This is a genomic window from Fusibacter sp. 3D3 (assembly GCF_001748365.1).
In the GTDB taxonomy this organism is placed as follows: Bacteria; Bacillota; Clostridia; order Peptostreptococcales; family Acidaminobacteraceae; genus Fusibacter_A.
On the sequence record NZ_BDHH01000002.1, the window covers coordinates 242,739 to 267,118 of the forward strand.

Sequence of the window (24,380 nt, forward strand, 5' to 3'; positions counted from 1 at the left end):
AGATTCTTACACGTCCAAATGATTGAATGTACTTTCATGGGGAGGGGGAATCTATGTCATTGTATCAATTTTTCTATGGATTCACAATCTCATTTTTACCTTTTGTAAGGCGTTTATTCAAAATCTGTTCTAAAAAACCTAAAGAGCAGATCATTGGATACCCAAAGATAATGGTGACGCGGCTTCGCCCAACACAATGTTCCTAAATCACATTTTATGCCTCCTTGAGGCTTATTTTTTTGTGTGATTTAGAAACATTACTTTATGTTATCTGCTGTTTTTGTTTATTCCCTACCTGATTCTATTTCCTCTTTTTCTTTTAAAATTTCTTCTTTAAATTCTGCTTCACTTGGTATATATAGCATATATTTTGATGCAAAAATCTGTTTATTATCTTCTGGAAGAGTATATTTTACTACTGCATCCGATTTGTCCGCACATAATACTATTCCAATTGGCAGATTGTCACCTTCGTTCATGAGTTCTCTAGTGTAGTAATTTACATACATCTGCATTTGCCCGATGTCTTGATGCTTTAATTCACCAATTTTTAAATCAATTAGAACAAAGCATTTCAAAATATAATTGTAGAATACTAAATCTATAAAAAAATTCTCCCCATCAATATAGAATCGTTTCTGTCTTCCGACAAATGAAAAGCCTCGACCTAGTTCCAATAAAAATTCTTGAAGGTGACTTAATAGCTTTTCTTCCAAATCTGATTCATATAATTTTTCATATTTATCTATCCCTAAAAATTCTAATACGTAAGGATCTTTTATAACTTCATTTGGTGTCACTTGATTACTTCCTGCTGAAGCTTCTGTTTTTACTGATTTTTTATCTCTGCTTGATAATAATCGTTCAAAATAAAAGCTATTTATCTGCCTTGATAATTCTCGCACACTCCAATTTCCATTTTTACATTCTTCAATGTAAAAGTTAATTGCATCACTGTTTTCGAGTTTAAGTAATAGCCTATAATGAGACCAACTTAAATCGTGACACAGTGTGTCACGATTTCCAAACGACAAGTAAAACTTCCTCATTCTACTCAGATTAGTCTCATCAAAACCTTTTCCATATTCTACTGTTAGTTTTTTTGATAATTCACCTAGCAAATTGGAACCATATGTCGCATTTTCATTTCCATTTTGCTCTTCTACAATTCTCTTTCCAATATTCCAATATGCTTCAACCATAGCAAAATTAACGGCTTTTACTGCTTGCTTACGAGATTTTTCCAATATGATTTTAATATCTTCATAAAATTTATCCTTTAAAATTTCATTCATTTTACATGCTCCCTTAATTCGACAATCTTATGTATATTATTATATCAATTATTGTGCGAAAAATCTTGCTGATACAAAAATGGCAGATAACGTTTCCGCTATTTCCGAAGTCACCGTTCTCGCTGGGCGCTTGGCGGCATTCTTGCCCTAAAAAAAATAAGTCTCTTTTGCAAGAATGATGACAAGCGCACAGTGAGAATTGGCGCGATCGTTGCTTCCTTTCGCAACGATTGTGACGATAGGTGATTTTGGAAATAGACGTGTTAGACGCTGTCGCATGCTCTTAGTCTCAATTTGGTATCGTGCATTAATGGTGGGGCGCCTTAGAGTCACACCATTATCTTGCCCTTAATCACAATAGACCAAACCGTCTTTTCTGATCTTTTCAAAATGAGTTATAACAGTTTGAATATGGCATACTTTGATCAAATATATTCGTCTGTTTTGATTATACTTCCTAATGTGTTCGTGCGATGGCGGCTAACTTACAGATTACCGTAATAAATTTCAATACATCAAATGTTAAGGTTCAACATATTGTTTATCAAAATGAGCAGCTGATTCAGCTGTAGATTCTTAGAGACTCCTTTTGAGTTCCTATATATTTACTTTTACACGCTCTAACCGACGCAACGGCTTCGATTGGCACGAATTTAATCTTGCTATATCTAACGGGTACATCTCGTCCCTAATAACCAAGTCCACTTCATTCAATGCAATATCTTAGCTATAACCTCTTGCCCTTTATTAGCCTCATTTGGCCTTGACTCCTTTTGAGCTGATTTTTTCCCTTCTTGCTCTTGTAAATTGTTTTTTTGGGTTCCCATTCTTTACCCCCCTTTTTTGTATAATCCGCTTTAAACTAAAAGCGATTTACCATTCATTTCTATTGGGTTACCCTTTCATTATAGGCTTAATGCTACAGTTATTCAAGGTGACGATGTCCATGAGAAAATACGGCTATAAGCGCCCCGTTTTCTTCTTAAATAATACATTTTTATTACAACTTGGATTCATTTATTTTCTGATTCTATGATTAGTGTATAATAATCATAGTCAAAAAAACTCAAAAAATTGTAACTCACTTTCAATATAAAGGAGCCCCACTATGACCATTACAGGATTTCAGCCTTATCAAACCCCTTTATTACTCATGTTTCTACCTACTTTGTCGCTCATCGTCACACTGGTATTAATTTTTTTCCTCATCCGATTTTTCATTCAATTTGATAGAGCTCTAACGAAAATTGGAACCCTCGAACATGATCTAAAGGAAATCAAAACCTACTTACAGCAACGACAATAATCACTTTTATATACTACAGTGAAATTAAGTGTAAACATATAAGGAGGCCTTACAATTGAACAAGACACAAAGAGAATTCAGACGTAAAATGAAAGAACTCGAAAAGGAAGGGCTCGTAGATAAGCAACCTCGCAGAACACGCAGTATGAGACGTACCAGTGGATTAGGTATTTTAGGCACTTTGTTTATTGCTTGGAATCTTTGGGCCATGTGCACTTGGTTCTTCCCAGGATTAGCCTTTAGAATCTCTTATGGCTTCCAATCCATAATCCATTTTATACGCTCTATTTTCTAATAAATCAGATCTATTGAAAGGGGGCTTCATGATTAAAACACTCTATGTAAAACTCACGCCTCATCCTATTTTTGAAGTAATGGGAATTCTCTCAACAGGACCAGAGCACGTCATTTTATTAGTACCCTCAAATGTTCATTTGAACTATGATCCCAACTATTTGCTTACTTCAATTAGAAAAAGAAGCCGAGCGACGTTGCTATTACAGACCATTGATTTTTCTAATTTTGATACTGTACAAAAATTGTTGTCTGGTATCCATGATCAAGACGGCTTTCTTTTGAGTAGCATGGATACTCTAGAAGATTTAATACTGTTTAGAAAACTTTCTGAAAATCATAAAAATATATTTTTCATCGAATCAGATGGTGATCTTTGGCACTTACAGGATTCGAAAGTTGAAAATATCGCAACTGAAGAACTCCAATTGGAAGATTTTTTTGAGAGCATTGGTGGTCACATCATTCATGATGAAAAGAAATTTTACGTCCATGAAAGTTACGGCACTATTTTGAGTTGGATTGGTCAAAACTATGAGACTTGGTCTAAAGTAAAACATATTTTGAGGCGCCCAAATCTGACAAAATCAGTGTCAGAATCAGCCTCTATATCTGTTCAAAATTGGGTCTCGGAATCAGCCGATAAAAGGGCATTTCAGCTTTGGCTTGATTTCCTCCACAGCCAAAATATCATTCACATCAAGAGAACCTCCGCCAAAATAATCATTCACTTTTCACATCACCACTTTAAAGAGTACTTCATGAAATTTGGTATGTGGTTTGAGCATATGATCTACACTTTGATTAAGGAAAATCAACTTTTAGAAAATTTAAATACAGGCGTGCTCTTCTCATGGGACACTAAGCAAAACCTAGTAAAAAACGAACTCGATGTGGTAGGCATTTCGGGAAATCGACTTGTTATCATTTCATGTAAAGATACAGCCAACATCAGCGAGCATTCTCTCAATGAAATTGCGCTATACACAGGGGAACTTGCAGAAGATTCATCCCTTAAAATTATTGCTACCACAATGCCTTTAAATCAAGCTCACCTCATCGCACGTGCCGAAGCCTTAGGCATTCACTTATTACATTATAATGGCGATGGCGATGCGTTCATACAAGCCCTAAAAAGGTTGTTATAATCCAAAAGCTCTATGGACATCCTCTGATCCGTAGAGCTTTTTATGATACTGCTTTGAATGGATTAATCTTCTCTTTGTCTTGTAACCTTAACCAGATTGATGCGGTCTTCAAATGAACCCCTTAATTCTGCTTTCGTTTTCTGAATTTGTTTCATTTCGCCTTCAGAGATATTATGTGTTTTTTGCAAACATTTGATAACTTCCAAGATATCTGCAAGTTCCTCAATACTTTCTGATTCTAAGTATTCTTGTACTTCTTCTACAAGCTTACTTTTTAGCGCATTTAGGTATTCTGTTTCATTAAGTTTATTTACTTCATACAATGCACCACTTTCAGCAATGATTTGAGGAATCTTATCCCGCACTAACTTATTATGATAAATCGTTTTCATACCGCTCACTCCTTATATGTACTCTTTGAGTCTCATTTATTGTCACGTTAACTATACTTATATTTTAACGCAATTTCTCAATACTTACCATAAAAAAAATCCCCTTCCAAGGGAAAGGGACAAACTCTATATTTTGAGGATTTCAATTAAATTGCGTCATGACATCAAAGCGTATACTCAGTCCGCTATGCTACCTTCGTAACCCTTGCGCAATCCGTCAGGATTGCATTCAGTGGGAGTTTGGACTCCCACTGAATGAGGAGATGTCCCCCACTTTGAGAAGTGGGGGACATCTCCTCAAGGGTTATAAAAGTGTGTCACCTTCTTCCCAATCTACTGGGCATAAACCACCTGTTTGGAGGGCTTTTAAAACTCTTAGCGTTTCATCTACACTTCTTCCAACATTAAGGTCATGAACAACACTGTATCTCACTTTACCCTCTGGATCAATAATAAAGAGACCACGAAGTGCAATCCCTGCCTCTTCAATAAGCACACCATAATCGGATGATAATTTTTTAGTTAAATCCGCGCCAATCGGAAAATTCAGTTTACCAAGGTCACTGTTAATCCAAGCTTTATGTGAATGCTCACTGTCGATACTAACGCCGAGTACATCTGCACCTAAAGCTTTAAAGGCCTCATATTTTTTTGAATAAGCAGTGATCTCCGTTGGACATACAAACGTGAAATCAAGCGGATAAAAAAACAACACAAGCCATTTTCCTCTATAATCACTTAATGAGACGCGTCCAAATCCACTGCCATCTCCTAATGCTGTTGCTATGTTAAACTCCGGTGCATTTTGACCTACAATTCTTTCCATTATCAATTTCCTCCTCTAAATTATACGACTAAGGCAAGAGCCTTGTTCTAAATAGAGTATATCATAAAATGTAATGATTACAATATGATTTCAGTTATCAATTGTGAAGAAATTGTAAATCATTATCCATCAAAACTTTGTTTGCCTGACCCGTTCTCGTCTAACCGCTTAGCGCAGGTTAAACATTCCTGACTCTAAGCTGGACGAAAACTAATGATTTTATTAAAAAACGCCTATCGTCTATTGACTCTAAGCGTTTCTTTTGCGTACCCATTATTCTTTTTCTGCTACAAATTGTGTTGGTTCACTTGAGGTTTCATCTTCTACTTCCAATTTAACTTTTGGATGTGAAACAGTTACAATTACAAGTTCTTGAACATTATCGTTGTCACTTTGAATCTCTAAATAACTTGGAATTTCTAAAGCCGAAAGTAAAACTGTATCACCAACAGATGCTTTTGATAAATCGTATGTGATATCTGACGGACTCTCGTCTATAGGATATTTACAGTCAATTTCATGTGTGTTTTGTTGTACAACATAGCCTTTGCCCTCAAGAAGTTCTTTTCCGATGATATGAATCTGAATTTTAGCGTGAATTTTATCACTTGCAGAAACTCTTAAAAGATCAAAATGCATGATTTTTTCTGGTGTAAGTATTTCTCGTTGAAGATCTTTGATGTATACTTTATGTGATTTGCCTTCGAATTCACATGGAAATACAGCACTTTGACCCATTTTTTCATACGTTTTGTGGAATTCTTTACGATCAACTTTGATTTTTGAAGGTTCAATGCCATTTCCATAAATCACACCAGCTACCATACCTTGCTTTTTCACTTCTTTATTTGATTCTTCTCTTAAAATTACTTTCATGATGAGACTCCTCTCAATATAGGTTTACATAATTGACACCTATCTCTCTATTATACCCTATTTTAAGTCAGAATACATGTTTTTTATAAATACAAGTAAAATTATCAAAGCGTATACTCAGTCCGCTAACCTATAATGACCTTACTGACTTTCCTGATCCGGCCTTTGATCGGTTTGTTTTGAAGAGCCTTAAGGACATAGTCTCCCTTATTGTTGAGAATCTCTACATAGGTTGAAATATCCATTATATTGATGATCCCGATATCGGACGCCTCTATTTCATCTAAGCTACAAAGTGTGCCTACCACATCTACCGCTCTCATTTTTGTCTTCTTGCCCGCATTGATGTGAATTTTTAAGATCCCTTCATTCACATCCACACCTTTGATTTCCTTCGGTGTCGGCGTGATCAATACTTTCTCATCAAAAGCATCTTGGCTGCTTTCTATAGCCGCTTCACTTGGCCTATCTCCCAGCGGAATCTCAGCTTTAATATACTCATGTACCTCTCTAAGCAACTTTTGATCTGCTGGCGATACGAAGGTAATCGCCTTGCCAGTATTGCCTATGCGTCCTGTACGCCCAATACGGTGCACATAGCTCTCGCTCTTGTTCGGAACATCATAGTTTATGACGAGCTCTATTTGGTCAATGTCAATCCCTCGAGCCGCCACGTCCGTTGCAATTAAATATCTAAATTCACCTTTTCTAAACTTGTCCATAACCTTGATGCGATCTGTCTGTTCCATGCCACCATGCAATTTTTCCACTAAAAAATGGGCATCCATTAAAGTTCTAAAGACGTCTTCTACTTTTTGCTGCGTGTTACAAAAAAGAATTAAACTGTCTGGATTTTCTGTGATTAAAACATCTCTCAAAAGAACTCTCTTTTGATTTTCTTCCACCTCAATCCGATACTGCAAAATTCTATCAATCACAGGGTCTTTGGACTCAATTTCAATCAATACAGGGTGACGGAGTTGTGTTTCACACAGTTTTTTAATGTTGTCGGGCATTGTCGCAGAAAGCACCACGGTGACGCGTTCTGAGGGAAGTTCGTTTAAAATCGCTTCCACTTGTTCAAAAAAGCCCATCTTGAGCATTTCATCCGCTTCATCAATGACTAGATATTTAATCATGGACGTCTCTAACGTCCCGCGCTCTATATGGTCCATCACTCTTCCAGGAGTCCCCACAACCACATGTGTTTTCTGTTTGAGTTCTTTCTCTTGCAATCGAAAAGGCGATCTGCCATAAAGTGCCGATACTTTTATGCGCTTAAATCGGCCGAGATGGAAGACATCATCTTTTACCTGAATCGCAAGTTCTCTAGTGGGTGCCAATATCATAACTTGTGGCTTATTTTCTTCCCAATCTACGCGCTCGCAAATGGGAATTGCAAAGGCAGCGGTCTTACCACTGCCTGTTTGAGATCTCACAATAACGTCTTTTCCATCAAGAATCAGAGGAATTATACTCTCTTGGACTTGTGTTGGCGCATCGAACTTCATCAGTGCAACGGCCTTTAAAATAGATTCGCTTAGTGCAAAATCATTAAATTTTGAATTTGTCATTTTTTCCGCTTTCTTATAGGTTTAGAGGGGCCAGTTTCGCACGAACCCTCTCACTTTATATTTTATTTGACATCGGTTTCTGATCTAGTGCTTGCGTCTGAAGCACCATATGTGGATATGGAATTTCGATACCGGCTTCATCAAAGGCTTCTTTGACGTCCTCTTGAATTGTGAAGAAAACATCCCAGTAATTTTCAGCCGCCACCCAAACTCTCACTGTAAAATCCAAAGAGCTTGCACCATGACTTGCAAGTCTTACAAAAGGATCAGGTGTTTTTAATATTAATGCATTGCGTTCTATAACTTCTAGTATAACCCTTTTAACGGTCTTAATATCCGAGTCATAACTTACGCCAAAATTAAAATCAACCCTGCGCTCTGAATGCTCACTATAGTTGATTAACGAGCTGTTCGCGAGACCACTGTTGGGTATAATCACGGCTTTGTTATCAGGGGTTGTGAGATGGGTGTAAAAAAGACCGATGTCTCTCACTGTCCCTGAATGACCGTTGCCTTCAATGTAGTCTCCTACTCTAAACGGTCTCAAAAATATGATAAGCACCCCGCCTGCTAAGTTGGATAAACTGCCTTGTAAAGCTAACCCCACTGCAAGACCTGCAGCGCCAATTAAAGCGACAAATGAGGTCATTGGAATGCCCACTTGTACAATCGCGGTCACGATCACAAGCGCTTTGAGACCCATTCTCATAGCTGAACTCAAAAAGGATTTTAGAGTTGGATCAATCTTAATGAAATTTTTGCCTCTATTGAGTCGATAATCAATTATATTGACAATTTTAAACCCGATTATCAAAATGAATAAGCCCGCGAAGAGCTTAATGCCGAATGACATCATCCAAGTTTTTAATAGTTCTATCATGTTTACAGCAACCATGTTAACCTCCCCTAAAATTTCGATGTCTGCCTTTTTTTGACATTTGACCTTTTGTTATCTGACCTTTGATATCTACTCGCCATCGCTCGCATCACTTTCAACACCTCTATGTGTATAGAAGCGTCTTAATGCTATGGTATTCTGGCTTCATCGCCTTAAAGGTACAGACATACTTAAATCCAATTGCGTCAAGTCTTTTTAAATTGTCATCATGTAATGTCCCAATATGCTCTGGCGTATGTGCATCACTGCCAAGTGTGATCACTTCTCCTTTAAGAGACTTGTAAAATTTTAAAAGGTCATCTGAAGGATTATTGCTCATCAAGTTGTATTTAAAATACCCACCAGAATTAACTTCAATCCCTTTTTCATTTTGGATCAAATGTTTGTAAAGCATTTCAATTTGATCAAAATAATTTTTTATCGGCTCGGATTTTAAGGGTTCCCAATATCTTAAATACAAATCCAAATGCCCCAGAACGCTAAAATCATCTAATTGTATCACACTATTATAGTAAGAATCGTAATATTCTCTGAGTGCTTGTTCAGGGGTTCTTGTTTTAAAATACTTCTTGTTATAGAGGTCCTTACGGTCCACCGTGTGAAGTGAGGCTATGACAAAATCGAATGCATATTGATGCACCAGCTTATTGCAACGTTCCCCGAGATGTGGCTGAACGCCTAACTCTACACCGGTATGAAGCTGTATTTGACTTTGATATTTTTCTTTAAGCGATTCTATCGTTTCAAAATACTGATCCAGATCAAAAGCCCAATCACTTGTAACACCATCTTCGTCATAATCGTAATCGATATGGTCTGTAAATGCCAGATGTGTGATGCCTTTTTCTATAGCACCTTTTACCATATCTTCAATGGGTGCTTGAGAATCATTGGAAAAACTACTGTGTGAATGAAAGTCTATTTTCATGCTATGCCTCCTTGAATGTTTTTATTGTATTCGACTTTTCTTCAAAAAACAAGTAGCGTTAGCGCATCAAAAGTCAAAAGTTAGACTCGGTTTCAACCGGAATCTAACGGATACATTCAAATCACTTGTAGTATTTGTCCAATATCCCGATGATTTCTTCAATTTTCTCATCGCCATTATTATTTTCAAAAGCTTCTTTCACACAGGTTTCCATATGTGTTTTGAGAATATTTTGATTGGCTTTTTTCAGCAGTGCTTGAGCTGCTAATATCTGCTTTGAAATATCAATACAATAACGATCATCATCAATCATTTTGATGATCCCTTCAATTTGGCCTTTTGAAGTTTTTAAAAGTTTAAGAACTTCGGATCTGTCTTTAGGCATTATTTCACTTCCAATACGTCATATCCAGCCTCTTCCACAGCTGATTTTAAGATTTCATCGTCAATTTCTGAATGCATTGTGACAAATGCTTTTTTCTCATCTAAATGGACTTCTGCTGTTTGTACCCCTTCAATCGCATTTAAAGCTTTTTCCACACGCATCTTACAGTGTCCACAACTCATGCCTTCAATTAACATTTCTTTTTTCATTAGATTGTCCTCCTTGTTTTCTTCTGTTTCATTTTGTTTTGTTTCATTTTGTTCTTCATCATCTCTGAAAGAATAAGTTTCGTAATTTTCTGTTAAAACTTTAGAGTGCATTTTCTTTTCTGGCTTAAAGCCTCTTAATCTAAGTGCATTTGTGACTACAGTGAATGAGCTTAAGCTCATCGCCGCTGCTGCAAACATTGGATTTAATTTGAGTCCAAACGACAGATAGAACACGCCTGCTGCAAGTGGAATCCCAAGAACATTATAGAAGAAAGCCCAAAATAAATTTTGCTTGATGTTTCTAATCGTTTTGCGGCTGAGATCAATCGCCGTGACCACATCTCGCAAATCACTTTTCATGAGCACGATATCCGCTGATTCTATGGCGATATCAGTGCCATTGCCAATAGCGATGCCGATGTCTGCAAGCGCAAGTGCTGGGGAATCATTGATGCCATCCCCTACCATAGCCACTTTTCGACCCTCTGCCATTAATTTTTCAATTACTTTTGCCTTTTCATGCGGAAAAACTTCTGCATAAGCTTTAGGGATACCCAGTTGTCTCTGAATACTTGCCGCCGTTTTCTTATGATCGCCAGTGAGCATGATAACCTCAATCCCAGCTGCCATAAGAGCATGAATCGCTTCTTCACTATTTACCTTTGGGACATCCATCATGCCGATGACCCCCATAAGGATTTGATCTTTTGCAATGAGCATTGGCGTTTTACCCAAATCTGTTAAACGATTAAAAGCTTCACGATATGCATCGATGTTGATTTTATTTTGCTTCATAAGCGCCTCATTGCCGATGAGCCACTGTGCTTCATTTATAATTGCTTTTAGCCCTAATCCAGAAAGTGATTCGAATTCGGCGACTTCAATAATCGAGATGCCCTTCTCACTTGCGTCCCTAAGAATGCCTTCAGCCAATGGGTGTTCTGATTTTTGTTCAATACTGGCTACGATTTGTAAAAGATCATTTTCTGCCAGCTCATTTGAAATCACATCTGTCACAGTGGGTTTGCCTTCGGTGATGGTGCCCGTTTTATCGAGGACCACAGTATCAATGAGATGTGTATTTTCGAGTGCAATGCCCCCTTTTATTAAAATGCCGTATTCTGCACCTTTACCCGTTCCAACCATAATCGCTGTTGGCGTTGCAAGCCCAAGCGCGCAGGGACACGATATCACTAAGATTGTAATGGCAATGCTCATTGAAAATACAAACGAGTAACCCAAAAGCATCCATACAATAAAGCCAAGTAACGCTAACCCCAATACTACGGGAACGAAAATGCCACTGATCTGATCGGCAATTTTTGCGATAGGCGCCTTTTTCCCTTGAGCTTCTTGTACCAGTTTAATAATTTGGGAGAGCATTGTACTGCTCCCCACGCGCTCTGCTTTCATCTTAAAATAACCCGTTTTGTTGAGACTTGCACCTATAACCTGAGCATCAATCCCCTTTGAAACTGGAATACTCTCACCGGTTAGCATGGATTCGTCTATAGCGGACTCGCCTTCGACGATGACGCCATCCACAGGCACTGTTGCGCCTGGTTTCACTATGAGAATATCATCCACTTTGACATCTTTGATATCAATTTCATATTCTTTTTCATTTTTAAACAAAAGTGCAGTTTGTGGGGACAAATCTATGAGTTTCTTTATGGCATCTGATGTTTTCGCTTTCGCTCTAGATTCAAGATATTTGCCCACGGTAATCAAGGTTAAAATAACGGCTGCGGATTCAAAATACAAATCATTTACGTAGAGCATGGTAAGCGCCATATCGTGTCTAACAGTACCCATCCATATCTGGCTCAACGCAAAGAGACCGTATAGGATCGCCGCCGATGTGCCAAGCGCAATTAGCGAATCCATATTCGGATAGCGCTTCCAAAGGGTCTTAAAACCCACCGTGTAAAAACTTCTCCCCATATATACCACTGGCAAAGTCAAAAGAAGCTGCAAAAGACCAAATGTAAGCGGTGCCTCATGCATACTCATCCACGCGGGTAGTGGCATCCCTAGCATATGGCCCATAGTGATGTATAAAAGCGGTACTGTAAACACCAAAGAGATTTTAAGTCTCTTTTCAAATGCTAATTTCTCCTCCAAATTTTTTTGCTCAATCTCCATCTTGATTTCATCTATGGACATCTCCGCCTCATAACCTGCTTTTTCCACCGCTTTTATGATGGCATCTGGATCTAGAAGATCACCATCATACGAGACAGCCATCGTATTTGTAATGAGATTGACTTTAACCTCTGTAATGCCATCCAGTTTAGACACACTTTTTTCAATGGCTAGTGAACATGCCGCACAGGTCATACCACTGACATTGTACTTTTCATTATTCATTTCAATCCCTCTTTTCTCATTAAATTTCTATCTATATTTAAATGCATACCCAGTGATTTCAAATTCAAAATGCCACACCCCAGGTGGGGTGTCTATAGTATGATTATATCTCTAGAGGCATCATTTGTCAACTTCAATTGAGAAGAATTATCATCTTATACGAGAAGCATTATCCTCTTGATTGAAAAAAATTATCCGTTTACATCAAGCACAATCTATGGTAGTATCTGTGATAATATATTATTGAAAGAAGGTGACCTTTGTGAGTCGTCATGAAATTTTGGAAGCCAAACGCTGCCTCAAATGTAAAAATCCACTTTGTGTTAAGGGCTGCCCTGTCTCCACAAATATTCCAGAGTTTATCAGGCTCTTTGAAAACAATCAAATTATGGAAGCTGGAAAGCTTCTCTTTGAAAACAATCCGCTTTCCGTCGTTTGTGCGCTCATTTGTCCGCACGAAAAACAATGTGAGGGGCATTGCATTTTAAACAAAAAAGATCAGCCAATTCATATCAGTTCTATTGAAAACTATGTATCGGACTACTACTTGACGGTCATGGATTATCATATTTCTGAAAAAAAGGATCAAATGATTGCCATCATCGGTGCGGGTCCAGCAGGACTCACTATCGCGATGACACTTGCCCTTAAAGGCTATCATATTACGATCTTTGAGGCGAATGATAAAATCGGGGGCGTTTTAAGATATGGCGTACCCGAATTCAGATTGCCGAACTCTATTTTGGATCGTATTAAGGAGAAGCTTGTGGCACTTGGCGTCATGATCAGACCCAATACGCTCATCGGTCCCAACCTCACACTGGATGACTTATTTGAAGATGGCTATGATGCCGTCTTTATTGGCACAGGCGTCTGGAAACCCAATAAGCTCAAAATAAAAGGAGAATCCCTTGGCAATGTCCATTATGGCCTCGATTATCTGAAAAATCCTGAAGTTTATAATTTGGGCAATAACGTTTGTATCATTGGCGCTGGCAACTCTGCTATGGATGTGGCCCGTACAGCACTGCGTCAAGGGAGTCGAAATGTCAGTATTGTATACCGCAAAGATTTAGAAAGCATGCCCGCCAATGAGCATGACCGTCAATACGCACAAGCAGATGGTGTTAAATTTGAATTTTTTAAATCCCCTATTGAACTCACCGCATCTGGTCTTAAATATATCGAGACATCCGCCTATGTGGATGAAAATGGTGAAACCAAATGGCAAGAGCATTCTGACCAACAAGGTTTTATTGAAGCAGACTCTATCATCATTTCTGTAAGCCAAGGTCCTCGGGATAACATCGTTGCCAATACTAAAAACATAGACACGACAAAATACGGGTTTGTCATCACAGATGAAGCAGGTCGCACCACACGTGAAGGCGTCTTTGCTTCTGGAGATGTGGTCACTGGCGCTAAAACTGTAGTAGAAGCTGTTAAATATTCCAAGCTGACATCTACTGCTATCGATGATTATCTTCAATCCAAAAAAACAGCCCTTTCTTTGACAAATCACAAATAGTGAGAATGTCCAAAATCAAAAGTTGAGCAATCTCTAACCCTAAATGAACGCATAAAAAATCGGAATACAATTTGTATCCCGATTTTTTTATGCCTTTTTCTATGCCCTTTTAGATTAAATGGTCTTATTGCTCGACAGCCCTTTTCATTTTGGATCACGGCGACTTTATTTCACAACAATATTATAAATTTTACCCGGCACAAAAATCTCTTTTACAATCTTCTTGCCTTCCGTAAATTGAATTATTTTAGCATCTGCCATGGCGAGATCATGTGCTTCATCTGCCGTTGCATCAATTGCAAGTGTAATCGTCGCTCTGACTTTACCATTGATTTGAACCGCCATTTCGATGACGTCATCAATGACTTTTTCTGGATCAAATTGAGGCCATTTCTGATCGACAACCATGCCCTCAAATCCTAAAACAGACCACAATTCTTCTGTCATATGAGGTGAAACCGGATTAAGCATGATTAAGAAAGTCTTCATTTCAGCTTCATTGATATGCTCCACTTTCTTAAACTCATTTAAAAGACTCATGAGTGCTGCAATTGCAGTGTTGAATTTAAGCGTTTCGTAATCTTCTGAAACTTTTTTAATCGTCTTATGCATTAAGGTTTCAAGCGCTTTAGAATAATCCTCTCCTGTGACAATGCTGTCTTGAAGATTCCAAACACGATCGAGAAATCTTCTACAGCCCTTAACGCTGTTATCCGACCAAGGCACACTCTTCTCAAAATCACCGATAAACATTTCATACATTCTCAGCGTATCCGCACCAAATTCTTCGATAATATCATCTGGATTGACCACATTCCCTCTTGATTTAGACATCTTCTCATTGTTTTCACCAAGGATCATGCCATGCGAAGTCCTCTTTGCATAAGGTTCTTTCGTATTGACTGCGCCGATATCGAATAAAAATTTATGCCAGAATCTAGAGTAGAGTAAATGAAGGGTTGTATGCTCCATACCACCATTGTACCAATCCACAGGCATCCAATAATTAAGCGCTTCCATACTTGCAAGTGCATCGTCATTAAACGGATCACAGTATCTTAAAAAATACCAGCTCGATCCAGCCCATTGCGGCATCGTATCTGTTTCTCTGTGTGCATGACCACCGCATTTTGGACATGTGGTCTCGATCCAGTCTTTCATAGTTGCAAGTGGTGACTCCCCATTATCTGTAGGCTCATAACTTGCCACTTCTGGCAATGTAAGCGGCAATTCAGACTCTGGAATCGTCACCCAACCACAAGTTGGACAGCTCACGAGCGGCATTGGTTCGCCCCAGTATCTCTGTCTTGAAAATACCCAGTCGCGAAGTTTAAAGTTGATGCGTTTTTCCCCAAGACCTTTTGCCTCAAGGAAAGCTGTAATTTTCTCTTTCGCTTCTGGTACTCTTAAGCCATTGATAATATCAGAATTCACAAGCACACCATTGGCATTATCCGTGTATGCACCTTCTTCTACATTGCCACCCGATACAACTTCTACGATCGGCAAGTTAAATGCTTTAGCAAAATCCCAGTCTCTTGCATCATGCCCTGGTACCGCCATGATAGCGCCAGTGCCATAGGTCATCAATACATAATCAGAGATCCAAATTGGAATTTCTTTTTGAGTTGCAGGATTAATGGCACTAATTCCCGCAATTTCGACACCTGTTTTGTCTTTATTCATTTCAGTTCTTTCGAAATCGGATTTGCGTTTGGCTTCTTCTCTATAAGCATTTAATGCTTCTAAATTTGTAATTTGATCTGCATGCTCTTGAATGAGTGGATGTTCAGGACTGATGACCATATAAGTTGCCCCATAAATCGTATCAGGTCTTGTTGTAAAGACTCTGAGCACTTCCCCTGTCGTGGTTTTAAAGTCGATTTCCATACCAATCGATTTGCCAATCCAGTTTTTCTGCTGAATTTTCACGCGTTCAATATAATCAAGGTCGTCAAGGTCATCAATTAACCGGTCTGCATATTCCGTGATTTTAAGCATCCATTGTGACTTAGAACGCTTCACAACTTCGCCGCCACAGCGCTCACATACACCCCCAACCACTTCTTCATTTGCAAGGCCGACTTTACATGAAGTACACCAGTTGATGTCCATTTCTTTCTTATAAGCCAATCCATGTTCGAACAACTTAATAAAGATCCATTGTGTCCATTTGTAGTAATTAGGGTCTGTGGTATTGATCTCTCTTGACCAGTCAAACGATAGACCAAGGCTCTTTAATTGTTCTTTAAACCGGATGATATTTTGTTCGGTTACAATTGCAGGATGAATGTGATTTTTGATCGCATAATTTTCTGTAGGCAGACCAAAAGCATCCCAGCCCATGGTATAGAGGACATTATACCCTTCAAGTCTTCTCTTGCGTGCAACGATGTCAAGTGCTGTATAGGGTCTAGGGTGACCTACGTGTAACCCTTGACCTGATGGATAAGGGAACTCTACTAACGGATAATATTTAGGCTTTGTGTAATCATTATAAGCTTTAAAACTTTCTTTCTCATCCCATTTTGCTTGCCATTTCTTTTCGACGGCTTTATGTTGATAATCGTGCATGATAAATCTCCTTCCTATCTTCTCTTGATGTATCTTTTTTAAATCTTGTTTGAATCCATTCCTGATATGCATCCTTCTCAAAGCACAGAATTGCGAATTTATTGCAGAAAAAAAGCCCTTCGTTTAGAGACGAAGGGCTCGCGTTACCACTCTAATTGATACTTCTATCGAAGCATCCACTTATTAACCGATATCGAGGTCATCCGTTTGACACTACTTAATTCATGCCAACAGCTCCAAGACGAGTTCAGATTTTCTTATAACCACTTTTCACCAACCAGAGGCTCTCTATCTATAATACAATCTTACTACTTCTCTTCAACGCTTTCCATTATGCCTTGTATTATAATATAATCTCTGATTAATTTCAAGTCAAGAACGCATTTCCTTATGCCATAGGGGCATATTTTTCTACATAGTGTACAACTTGCTCTTGAGATAGCTTAGTCGCATCTATGACTACCATTGAACTTTCACCTTCCCCCATGAAACTGACAGGTTCAATTTCTTCATATTCCTCATCTACATCGTTTATAATCGTCACTTTGATATCGGTTCCACCATCTCTATATGGCACCACAGTGTAGCCTTTGTTTTTTAGTGTTTCCATGATATTATTTAACCCTGTCTGTACAGCTATTTTCATAACGCCACCTCCAAAATATAATATTAAATATTTACCCAAATATTCTTCTCAATCACTGCAATACAAAAGTTTCTGTGTCTATTTTTTAACGCTTCAATTTTTTTGCTTTTTTCTCATTTCCTCTTTTAAAGTTTCCTGTAACCTTGGCTAAAATCAGCTGAACATCATACTCTGAAGCATTCTCAAGTTTTTCTAAAAGTTTTTTACTCGCCTGATCTTTTAAAATCATGACCTCTTTCCCATACCAACTGATGAATACTTTCCCATTCTTTGATACAGTATAGTCAAAGAATCCCTCTTCTAATTTGCCTCTAGCATCCACTGGACTCACGATTTGATCTCCTCCTCAGTTTTTTGATATTAAATGCATTTGGGACATGGTGCTTTTTATTCAAGTGCATTGGGCACTATTAAAATCTCGTCTTTACCTTTACGAACCCGTTTTGCTTTCTTTCTATATGCTTTAGATTTCGTGACAATATCCATGTCGTAATCTTCAGGATAGAGTTCATCTGATTTGATATGAAGTGATAAGCGTTTATGGTTTACTTTAAATTTTTTATTCATGACTTGAACTGTTATATCACCTCTTTGATCTTCGGTCTCCACAACAATGCCATTGCGTTTCATGGTGTGAATGTAAACAGAATCGCCCATCTGAAATTTAGACGGCTTGCGTTTCACTAGTTTTGTGGATGACTTTGGTTCAATGCTTACTTTTGAATGTACCTCTTTCGTATAAACTTCTTTTGGATGAACCTCTTTTGGATGCGATTCAAACTGTTTGAGTTCTTCATGAACCGCTTGGTAATCTTTTTTAGTCTTATAAGATATCTCATGTGCACGCTCGATGAGGTTCTGGCTCATCCCCAATTGAAGTGCAATTAGCAAAGCATTACTGTCACCAGATTCACCTATTATGAGTTTATACTCAGGTTTAAGGGACATCAAATTAAAAGCCATGCTGCCGTTTAAAAACAGAGGATGCTTGTTGGCAAAATCTTTTATTTCATTGTAATGTGTGGAAGCAAGTATGGTCGCAGATTTATGGCTTAAAGCTTCGAGCACTGCAATGCCTATCCCCATCCCCTCTGTGGGATCAGTTCCCGCGCCTATTTCATCTAATATAATCAAACTGTTGGGCGTAGTACTTTCGATAATCTTAATAATATTCGTGATATGGGCAGAAAAAGTGCTCAAATTCTGAGCAATACTCTGCCCATCCCCTATGTCACACAATACTTGATCATAAATGGGCAACACAGTGCCCGTCTCACAAGGTACATGCAGTCCAGCCTGTGTCATCAGCACAAACAATCCCACCGTCTTCATTGTAACAGTCTTGCCACCAGTATTGGGGCCTGTTATGACCAAGTGTTTCTTAGGCGAGGCTATTGTGAGATTAAGCGGAACTGCCTTTTCCTCTAAAAGTGGATGCCGCCCATTGATGATTTGAATTTCATGTTCTTGGGTTAGAAGTGCAGGGATCCCAGCCATTTGTCTGCTCAACTTTCCCTTGGCAAATATAAAATCATAGTGAGTCATAATTTCATAATTGAGTTCAAGTGCCCTCATTTCAGCTGCAATTTGATTGCTCAAAGTCGATAAAATTCTATAGACCTCTTGCTCTTCATCCCCTCTTAATTCGGTCAATTCGGATTGTAATTTTTGCACCGCTGCTGGTTCTATGAAAAGAGTCCCGCCCGATCTCGATCGATCGCGTATTTGTCCATCAAAGGCTTTTTTATGCTCGCTCTTAATGGGCACTACATATCGACCATCTCTTTGACTGACAATGGCGTCTGAAAACATATGCTGATACCCCGCGCCTGTTAAATACTGATTTAATTTTTGTTTAATGCGATCCTCCACATCGCCAATCTTGCGTCTGATCTTATAAAGTGACTGTGACGCATGATCCGACACTTGACCATTGGCAATGGCATTTGAAATGGCTTCTGAAATAGGTTCAAGTTCTGCTAGTCCTGTGGCATACGTAACGATTTGAGGTGCCGCAAACGCTTTATCTTTCATAAATCGTGTCATACGTTGACAGTCTTTTAAAAAATAAGCCACTGACTCAAGTTCATTAGGCCTCAAAATTTCTTGCCGCTTGAGTTTAGCCAATCCACTTCGAATGCCTTCAAGACCATTGAGCGGAACACTTGTATTTATTTTTAAGACTTCATTGGCTTCGCTGGTCTCTTTTAAATGTCTCTGTATCTGCACAGGATCTGTCATGAGGTTAAGCGCCTCTATTTGAGACTTTGCAGCTTCTGAGATTGCAAGTTGTTTTAATTTTTCGATAATCCTATTAAATTCTAATGCTTTATTCATGGTAATACCTCCTTTAGGTCATTTCACTAGGTCATTTTACGATTGTTTCGATCTCTCAAAGGGACTCCTGTAATGATTTTTGAACACAAAAAAGGACGTAGAATCACATCTACGCCCTTCATCGCATATCAAAATGCATTTTTGTGCACCACTACATGGTTTTATCGCGATTCGCTTCGCCTGATTGCGGTACTCAGCTTAAACACGCCTGCTAAAAGCAGGACGAAAACTCATGATTTTGGGTACAAAAAAACCGTGCTGAGCACGGCAATTACAGGAATTGTAATGGTGTTCTAAACAAAACTGAATGGGTAAAACGGTACAGCAAAAAACCCTTTCGGGGCACCATTTTACTCACAATATCAAGTTATTGGTTTAGAACCTGAACACTCATCAAAATACCTCTTAAAATTTGACTTATTTAAACACGATATACCTTTATTATACACAAGTTCTTTAGGCTTGCAAATAAAATATGATATAATGAAGGTGCTTAATCTAATCTTAATATAAGGACGGCTTTAAATGGGAAAAATTACTTGGAAACCGGGAACCATGGTCTATCCTGTTCCTGCTGCTATGGTCACATGTGGCACACTGGAATCACCTAATATCATTACCATCGCATGGACTGGGACGATCTGTACCAATCCACCCATGACCTATGTATCCATTCGTAAAGAACGTTATTCTTACGATTTGATCAAAGAAGGTCAGTGTTTTGTCATCAATCTAACCACAAAATCCTTGGTACACGCTACAGATTACTGCGGGGTAAAATCTGGAAAAGACATCAATAAATTTGAGACAACCGGTTTAACACCAGTTGCCTCTAACAAGGTCAAAGCACCTTCTATTCTTGAATCACCTGTCAATGTCGAATGTGTGGTCAAAGAAATCAAAGAACTGGGTTCTCATGATATGTTTTTAGCTGAAGTGGTCAGTGTTACGATCGACGACCACTATCTTGATAAAACAGGGAAGCTCAGACTCGATTTAGCTGAAATGATCTGTTATAGCCATGGCGCATATTACAGTTTAGGCAGTTTGCTGGGCACTTTTGGCTATTCAGTGGCAAAAAAAACAAAGCCTAAAAAGAAACGTCCCAGAAAATAATGTCCTTAGACAGGTATTGCTGCAGTCGATTTTGATTTTATAAACGAAACTGCTGCTTCAAAATTTACAAAGCTTTCAATAATCCCATTGAGATGTAGCATGGCCAAGTGCCTTGAAAATCGCTCCATTGGATCAATCAAAATCAAATTTTGAGGTCGATAAGCCAACAATTTTGACAATTCGAGCACAAAACAAATCAAGTTGTGATCAATTACCTCTGTTTCTGTAATATCCAAAATGAGATAATTGGATTTCGACTCTCCATATTTTTTTCTAAGCATCTTGACCATGAGTTCATTTTGATCCATAATGCTTTTATCCTCTAATTGCAAGTAATAGATATGACGCTCTATCTCCTTAAGTCTCATAACCCACCTCTTAAGGTATTTATACGCAATTTTCATAACAATAATCATCAACCCTCTAAAGTAAAAAAATTAACCTCTACAGATGATTTTAACCCACTACTATAATGGAGTTCCCTATGCTTAAAGCAAACCATTTTTATATTGATTTTATAGAGGCGTGCCATGTTGAGCCCTATGTTAAGGACACTCTTTTAACGCACTTCGGGGATGTCCATTTTCATTTTTCAACAGTTATAGAAGGTCAAAAACCCGAATGTAAGTATGATTTGCTCATAGGGCGCTATGAGCAATTTAAAAAAATAGAGCACATTATTGATTTTAAAAAATACTATGAAGAAATTCTATTGATCGATGTGCCTGTGGATGAGTTTATATTTAAACTTTTCGCAGAACACATACAAATCACCATATTAAAAAGGCCCCTTTTAAACAATGAACTCTCTAGCTTTCTCTTCAACTACATGAACCGTGTATTGTATCATTCTGAACATAAGATTTTGGACAACCTGTTAAAAAATGCTCAAAATTCAATTGTCATAGCCGATCTTGATGGCAATATTATATATGCCAATGACTATTTTCAATCATTATGTGGTTACAATAGTTCTGAACTTATTTCGAACTCGCCCCGACTTATTAAGAGTGATTTTCATGATGATGCTTTTTATAAAGACTTATGGCTTACGATCACCAGTGGCAGGGTCTGGGAGGGCATCTTTATCAACAAGAGTAAAGATCATACTCTTTTTTATGAAGAAGCCACCATTAGCCCCATCAAAGACGGGCATGGCAATATTGAAAAATACTTAAAAATCGGCAAGAATATCACCCGAGAAAAATTATTGCTCGATCATCTTTCTCAAGAGGTCAAATTGGCTCGGACTGTCCTAGATTCTCTACTCCCATTGCCACTTGAAGATGAAATTTTGCATTTTAATTATCATATGATTCATTACAACGAAATTGGTGGCGATTTTATCTATTTTAATAAAACCAGTCCCACAACATATCATTTTGCACTTATTGATGTTATGGGGCACGGTGTTTCTTCTGCCCTTGTGGCAATCACATTGACGCAAATGTTTAAAGACTATATCCATTTTAAATCCTTAGGGGATTCGGTCAAAGCAATTAACAAATTACTCTGTGATGTCAACACTTTCGAGAACGATAGGAGTCTTTTTGTCACCGGTCTCTTTTTAGAATTCGATCTGCGCAACGATGAATTAAAAGTGATCAATGCTGGGCATCCTGACCTCATTATCAAAGCTAAGACAGGCGAAATAAGCCATTTAGCCTCTAACAACATGCTATTAGGCGTTTTAGAAGAGAATCTCTTTGAATCTTACAAGTTGGCATTATCGCCAATTCAACGTCTATTATGCTTTACGGATGGTCTATTTGAAACCAATAACATCCCCTATGAAGTGGCACTTGATATCTTAGACGAATCCATTTCACACCTTGGCAATCAAAAATTTTATGAAGGTATTATGCATTCCTTTTCCAAAAATCAGCATATCAACGATGACATCACCATCTGTAAAATAGAGTTCTTGTGACATACTCCCACCACTTGAAGAAGTGGGGGCTTCTTGTTCGAGTAGCCTAACGGCTACAGCATAAGCAAGCTATCCCCGTGTGTCCCACGGTTCTATGAGTTCGTTTACCCTAATAATAAGCGTATACCTTCCGTTTTGATATTTATACTTGCATTGTAATCCCTATCCATTGTCATGCCACAATCTTCGCAATGATATGTCCGCTCTGAAAGCAATAATGTTTTCTTCACTATCCCGCAAACACTACACTTTTTAGAACTTGGAAACCATTTGTCAATTTTGACGAGGTGTTTCCCTTGTTCCATCAACTTGTAATTAAGCATAGACACGAACATCCCAAACCCATTATCCATAACACTTTTACCAAAATTCAACGCCTGTGACATCACCTTCATGTCCAAATCTTCAATACACACTGCATCAACAGCATCGGCGATCTGCTTTGACTGCTTGTGTAAAAAGTCTTTTCGTTGGTTCTTCACTTTCTCATGAATTTTCGCTACTTTTATTCTTTGTTTGTTTCGATTTTTACTGCCCTTTTGGCACAACGATAGCTTTTTTTGTTCGCGTTTGAGTTGTTCAAGAGACTGTCTGTAATACCTAGGATACTCTGCTGATATGCCATCGGAAGATGCAAAAAGTGCTTTCATGGAAAAATCTAACCCTAAGAATGTTTTAGGCTGAACTGTTTCTATAGTCACTTCATATTCATATAAGATACTTGCAAAATACTTCCCAGTTGCAGTTTGACTTACCGTTACAGCTTTAAGTTTGTATTCTTTAGGAATAGCTCGGTGCTGTTTGATTTTCACAGCTTTAAGCTTTGGTAAAACAATACAACCATTTTCTAACTTGATATTTCCATTTACAAAATTAGTTGTATAACTTTTGTTATTATTTCGTTTTGACTTGAATTTAGGAAATCCTGTTTTAGGCTTTCTAAAAAAGTTGTTATAGGCTGTTTGCAAATTCATTTGGGCATTAGCAAGTGCTAAACTGTCGACTTCTCTTAGCCATTCAAATTCTGCTTTATATTGTGCGGGGGTATTTTTCAGTTTTTGATTTGTCCTCTTGTAATATTCTATCTTGTCGTCTAGCATTTTATTGTAGATAAAACCCACACAACCAAAAGTCTTACCTATGAGCACTTCTTGTTCTGAATTTGGATATATTCTAAATTTGAACGCTTTATTCAATGCTTTTCACCTTGACTTTCTATATATTTCTTGATGACTTCAAGGGGTGCGCCACCAGTTGTAAGTAAACAATAACTTCTTGACCAAAAATATTCTTTCCATAATTTTTGACGAATTGACTGAAATTCATTTTTGAGTAGCCTTGAGCTCGCACTTTTATAAGCATTAATAAACTTYGATAATTCACTATTTGGGTGTGCCTTGAACAGTATATGAATATGGTCACTKTCGTGATTCCACTCTAACAATGTTATATTGTAATTTTTTGCGATATATTCGAATATTTCTTTAGCTCTTTCAGATACTGCATCGTCAAGGACCATTCGTCTATATTTGATTACTAGCACAAGATGATAATACATCAAGAATACTGAATGATTATTATTATCCATTTTCATTTATTTCCAACCTCMTTTGTATACTACTACTGATTATATTATAGCATTTTCTGCAGCATATTTCAAAGGCAAAAACCACCGATTCATCTCCCACCTACGCTCTCACTCCCTGAGCAAGGAAGGCTAAGAGGAAGGAGACTTCTCGGCTTTTAGG

At 38.0% G+C, this 24,380-nt stretch carries 21 protein-coding genes and 1 other annotated feature; of the genes, 5 read left to right on the top strand and 16 right to left on the bottom strand.

Features of this window, described 5'->3' with window-relative positions; all coding sequences use genetic code 11:
* Positions 1-284: 284 nt before the first annotated feature.
* A complete protein-coding gene (locus F3D3_RS03110) occupies positions 285-1,295 on the bottom strand; it encodes a YhcG family protein (protein WP_069871117.1) in 1,011 nt (336 codons plus the stop codon).
* A 1,361-nt stretch (positions 1,296-2,656) separates the two neighbouring features.
* Between F3D3_RS03110 and F3D3_RS03120 the strand changes: the two genes are divergently transcribed.
* Together F3D3_RS03120 and F3D3_RS03125 are read left to right on the top strand one after the other, a co-directional pair.
* Positions 2,657-2,896, top strand: coding sequence for a hypothetical protein (locus F3D3_RS03120; RefSeq protein ID WP_069871120.1), 240 nt, complete (start codon positions 2,657-2,659; stop codon positions 2,894-2,896).
* Positions 2,897-2,924: 28 nt separating this feature from the next.
* Positions 2,925-4,043 carry a Card1-like endonuclease domain-containing protein gene (locus F3D3_RS03125; RefSeq protein ID WP_069871122.1) on the top strand — a complete coding sequence of 373 codons (1,119 nt, stop codon included), beginning with the start codon at positions 2,925-2,927 and terminating at the stop codon, positions 4,041-4,043.
* Between the two features lie 62 nt (positions 4,044-4,105).
* On the opposite strand, the gene F3D3_RS03130 is transcribed toward F3D3_RS03125, so the two are convergent.
* The 8 genes from F3D3_RS03130 to F3D3_RS03165 form a co-directional block, all read right to left on the bottom strand.
* The gene (locus tag F3D3_RS03130) at positions 4,106-4,435 is read right to left on the bottom strand and encodes a nucleoside triphosphate pyrophosphohydrolase (RefSeq protein WP_069871124.1); all 330 of its coding nucleotides are present in this window, start codon (positions 4,433-4,435) and stop codon (positions 4,106-4,108) included.
* 304 nt (positions 4,436-4,739) lie between these two features.
* Complete coding sequence (locus tag F3D3_RS03135; protein WP_069871125.1) at positions 4,740-5,261, bottom strand: peroxiredoxin; 522 nt, start codon at positions 5,259-5,261, stop codon at positions 4,740-4,742.
* A gap of 273 nt (positions 5,262-5,534) precedes the next feature.
* Entirely contained in the window at positions 5,535-6,137 is a 603-nt protein-coding gene (locus F3D3_RS03140) for a 50S ribosomal protein L25 (RefSeq protein WP_069871127.1), read from the bottom strand.
* 125 nt (positions 6,138-6,262) lie between these two features.
* A complete protein-coding gene (locus F3D3_RS03145) occupies positions 6,263-7,711 on the bottom strand; it encodes a DEAD/DEAH box helicase (protein ID WP_069871129.1) in 1,449 nt (482 codons plus the stop codon).
* A gap of 55 nt (positions 7,712-7,766) precedes the next feature.
* Positions 7,767-8,606 carry a mechanosensitive ion channel family protein gene (locus F3D3_RS03150; protein WP_069871131.1) on the bottom strand — a complete coding sequence of 280 codons (840 nt, stop codon included), beginning with the start codon at positions 8,604-8,606 and terminating at the stop codon, positions 7,767-7,769.
* 106 nt (positions 8,607-8,712) lie between these two features.
* On the bottom strand, positions 8,713-9,537 hold the full coding sequence (locus F3D3_RS03155; protein WP_069871132.1) for a histidinol-phosphatase HisJ family protein: 825 nt from the start codon (positions 9,535-9,537) through the stop codon (positions 8,713-8,715).
* Between the two features lie 121 nt (positions 9,538-9,658).
* Positions 9,659-9,922: a metal-sensing transcriptional repressor gene (locus F3D3_RS03160; RefSeq protein ID WP_069871134.1), complete on the bottom strand. Its 264-nt coding sequence runs from the start codon at positions 9,920-9,922 to the stop codon at positions 9,659-9,661.
* Complete coding sequence (locus F3D3_RS03165; RefSeq protein WP_069871136.1) at positions 9,922-12,501, bottom strand: heavy metal translocating P-type ATPase; 2,580 nt, start codon at positions 12,499-12,501, stop codon at positions 9,922-9,924. Before F3D3_RS03165 ends, F3D3_RS03160 begins: the two co-directional genes overlap by 1 nt.
* Before the next feature lie 262 nt (positions 12,502-12,763).
* On the opposite strand from F3D3_RS03165, the gene F3D3_RS03170 reads away from it, so the two are divergent.
* Positions 12,764-14,029 (top strand): NAD(P)-dependent oxidoreductase, encoded by a 1,266-nt coding sequence (locus tag F3D3_RS03170; protein WP_069871138.1) that lies wholly within the window; start codon positions 12,764-12,766, stop codon positions 14,027-14,029.
* Between the two features lie 165 nt (positions 14,030-14,194).
* Here F3D3_RS03170 and leuS read toward each other — a convergent pair whose 3' ends face one another.
* The 4 genes from leuS to F3D3_RS03190 form a co-directional block, all read right to left on the bottom strand.
* Positions 14,195-16,603 (bottom strand): leucine--tRNA ligase, encoded by a 2,409-nt coding sequence (gene leuS / locus F3D3_RS03175; protein WP_069871139.1) that lies wholly within the window; start codon positions 16,601-16,603, stop codon positions 14,195-14,197.
* Positions 16,604-16,725: 122 nt separating this feature from the next.
* Positions 16,726-16,934 (bottom strand) — a binding site (T-box leader).
* Positions 16,935-16,991: 57 nt separating this feature from the next.
* Positions 16,992-17,249: a YkuS family protein gene (locus tag F3D3_RS03180; protein ID WP_069871141.1), complete on the bottom strand. Its 258-nt coding sequence runs from the start codon at positions 17,247-17,249 to the stop codon at positions 16,992-16,994.
* An 85-nt stretch (positions 17,250-17,334) separates the two neighbouring features.
* The gene (locus tag F3D3_RS03185; protein WP_069871142.1) at positions 17,335-17,580 is read right to left on the bottom strand and encodes a hypothetical protein; all 246 of its coding nucleotides are present in this window, start codon (positions 17,578-17,580) and stop codon (positions 17,335-17,337) included.
* 56 nt (positions 17,581-17,636) lie between these two features.
* Positions 17,637-19,586: a hypothetical protein gene (locus tag F3D3_RS03190; RefSeq protein ID WP_069871144.1), complete on the bottom strand. Its 1,950-nt coding sequence runs from the start codon at positions 19,584-19,586 to the stop codon at positions 17,637-17,639.
* Positions 19,587-20,111: 525 nt separating this feature from the next.
* On the opposite strand from F3D3_RS03190, the gene F3D3_RS03200 reads away from it, so the two are divergent.
* Positions 20,112-20,702, top strand: a complete 591-nt coding sequence (locus F3D3_RS03200; RefSeq protein ID WP_069871147.1) for a flavin reductase family protein — start codon at positions 20,112-20,114, stop codon at positions 20,700-20,702.
* A gap of 5 nt (positions 20,703-20,707) precedes the next feature.
* Here the strand turns inward: F3D3_RS03200 and F3D3_RS03205 are convergent, their stop codons facing one another.
* Positions 20,708-21,070 (bottom strand): hypothetical protein, encoded by a 363-nt coding sequence (locus F3D3_RS03205; protein ID WP_069871149.1) that lies wholly within the window; start codon positions 21,068-21,070, stop codon positions 20,708-20,710.
* Positions 21,071-21,186: 116 nt separating this feature from the next.
* Here F3D3_RS03205 and F3D3_RS03210 point away from each other — a divergent pair, with 116 nt between their 5' ends.
* On the top strand, positions 21,187-22,632 hold the full coding sequence (locus tag F3D3_RS03210) for a SpoIIE family protein phosphatase (protein WP_069871151.1): 1,446 nt from the start codon (positions 21,187-21,189) through the stop codon (positions 22,630-22,632).
* Positions 22,633-22,736: 104 nt separating this feature from the next.
* Here F3D3_RS03210 and F3D3_RS03215 read toward each other — a convergent pair whose 3' ends face one another.
* Both F3D3_RS03215 and tnpA read right to left on the bottom strand, forming a co-directional pair.
* Positions 22,737-23,828 carry an RNA-guided endonuclease TnpB family protein gene (locus F3D3_RS03215; RefSeq protein WP_069871153.1) on the bottom strand — a complete coding sequence of 364 codons (1,092 nt, stop codon included), beginning with the start codon at positions 23,826-23,828 and terminating at the stop codon, positions 22,737-22,739.
* Positions 23,825-24,226 (bottom strand): IS200/IS605 family transposase, encoded by a 402-nt coding sequence (tnpA, locus tag F3D3_RS03220; RefSeq protein ID WP_069871155.1) that lies wholly within the window; start codon positions 24,224-24,226, stop codon positions 23,825-23,827. Before tnpA ends, F3D3_RS03215 begins: the two co-directional genes overlap by 4 nt.
* Positions 24,227-24,380: the final 154 nt, after the last annotated feature.

Excerpts from the sequence above, each read along its gene's own strand:
- F3D3_RS03160 (WP_069871134.1), bottom strand. The coding sequence starts at position 9,922 with ATGCCTAAAGACAGATCCGAAGTTCTTAAACTTTTAAAAACTTCAAAA.
- F3D3_RS03145 (WP_069871129.1), bottom strand. The coding sequence starts at position 7,711 with ATGACAAATTCAAAATTTAATGATTTTGCACTAAGCGAATCTATTTTA.
- F3D3_RS03140 (WP_069871127.1), bottom strand. The coding sequence starts at position 6,137 with ATGAAAGTAATTTTAAGAGAAGAATCAAATAAAGAAGTGAAAAAGCAA.
- F3D3_RS03190 (WP_069871144.1), bottom strand. The coding sequence starts at position 19,586 with ATGAATAAAGCATTAGAATTTAATAGGATTATCGAAAAATTAAAACAA.
- F3D3_RS03125 (WP_069871122.1), top strand. The coding sequence starts at position 2,925 with ATGATTAAAACACTCTATGTAAAACTCACGCCTCATCCTATTTTTGAA.
- F3D3_RS03155 (WP_069871132.1), bottom strand. The coding sequence starts at position 9,537 with ATGAAAATAGACTTTCATTCACACAGTAGTTTTTCCAATGATTCTCAA.
- F3D3_RS03210 (WP_069871151.1), top strand. The coding sequence starts at position 21,187 with ATGCTTAAAGCAAACCATTTTTATATTGATTTTATAGAGGCGTGCCAT.
- F3D3_RS03150 (WP_069871131.1), bottom strand. The coding sequence starts at position 8,606 with ATGGTTGCTGTAAACATGATAGAACTATTAAAAACTTGGATGATGTCA.
- F3D3_RS03130 (WP_069871124.1), bottom strand. The coding sequence starts at position 4,435 with ATGAAAACGATTTATCATAATAAGTTAGTGCGGGATAAGATTCCTCAA.
- F3D3_RS03200 (WP_069871147.1), top strand. The coding sequence starts at position 20,112 with ATGGGAAAAATTACTTGGAAACCGGGAACCATGGTCTATCCTGTTCCT.
- F3D3_RS03135 (WP_069871125.1), bottom strand. The coding sequence starts at position 5,261 with ATGGAAAGAATTGTAGGTCAAAATGCACCGGAGTTTAACATAGCAACA.
- leuS (WP_069871139.1), bottom strand. The coding sequence starts at position 16,603 with ATGCACGATTATCAACATAAAGCCGTCGAAAAGAAATGGCAAGCAAAA.
- F3D3_RS03180 (WP_069871141.1), bottom strand. The coding sequence starts at position 17,249 with ATGAAAATAGCTGTACAGACAGGGTTAAATAATATCATGGAAACACTA.
- F3D3_RS03165 (WP_069871136.1), bottom strand. The coding sequence starts at position 12,501 with ATGAATAATGAAAAGTACAATGTCAGTGGTATGACCTGTGCGGCATGT.
- F3D3_RS03110 (WP_069871117.1), bottom strand. The coding sequence starts at position 1,295 with ATGAATGAAATTTTAAAGGATAAATTTTATGAAGATATTAAAATCATA.
- F3D3_RS03205 (WP_069871149.1), bottom strand. The coding sequence starts at position 21,070 with ATGAGACTTAAGGAGATAGAGCGTCATATCTATTACTTGCAATTAGAG.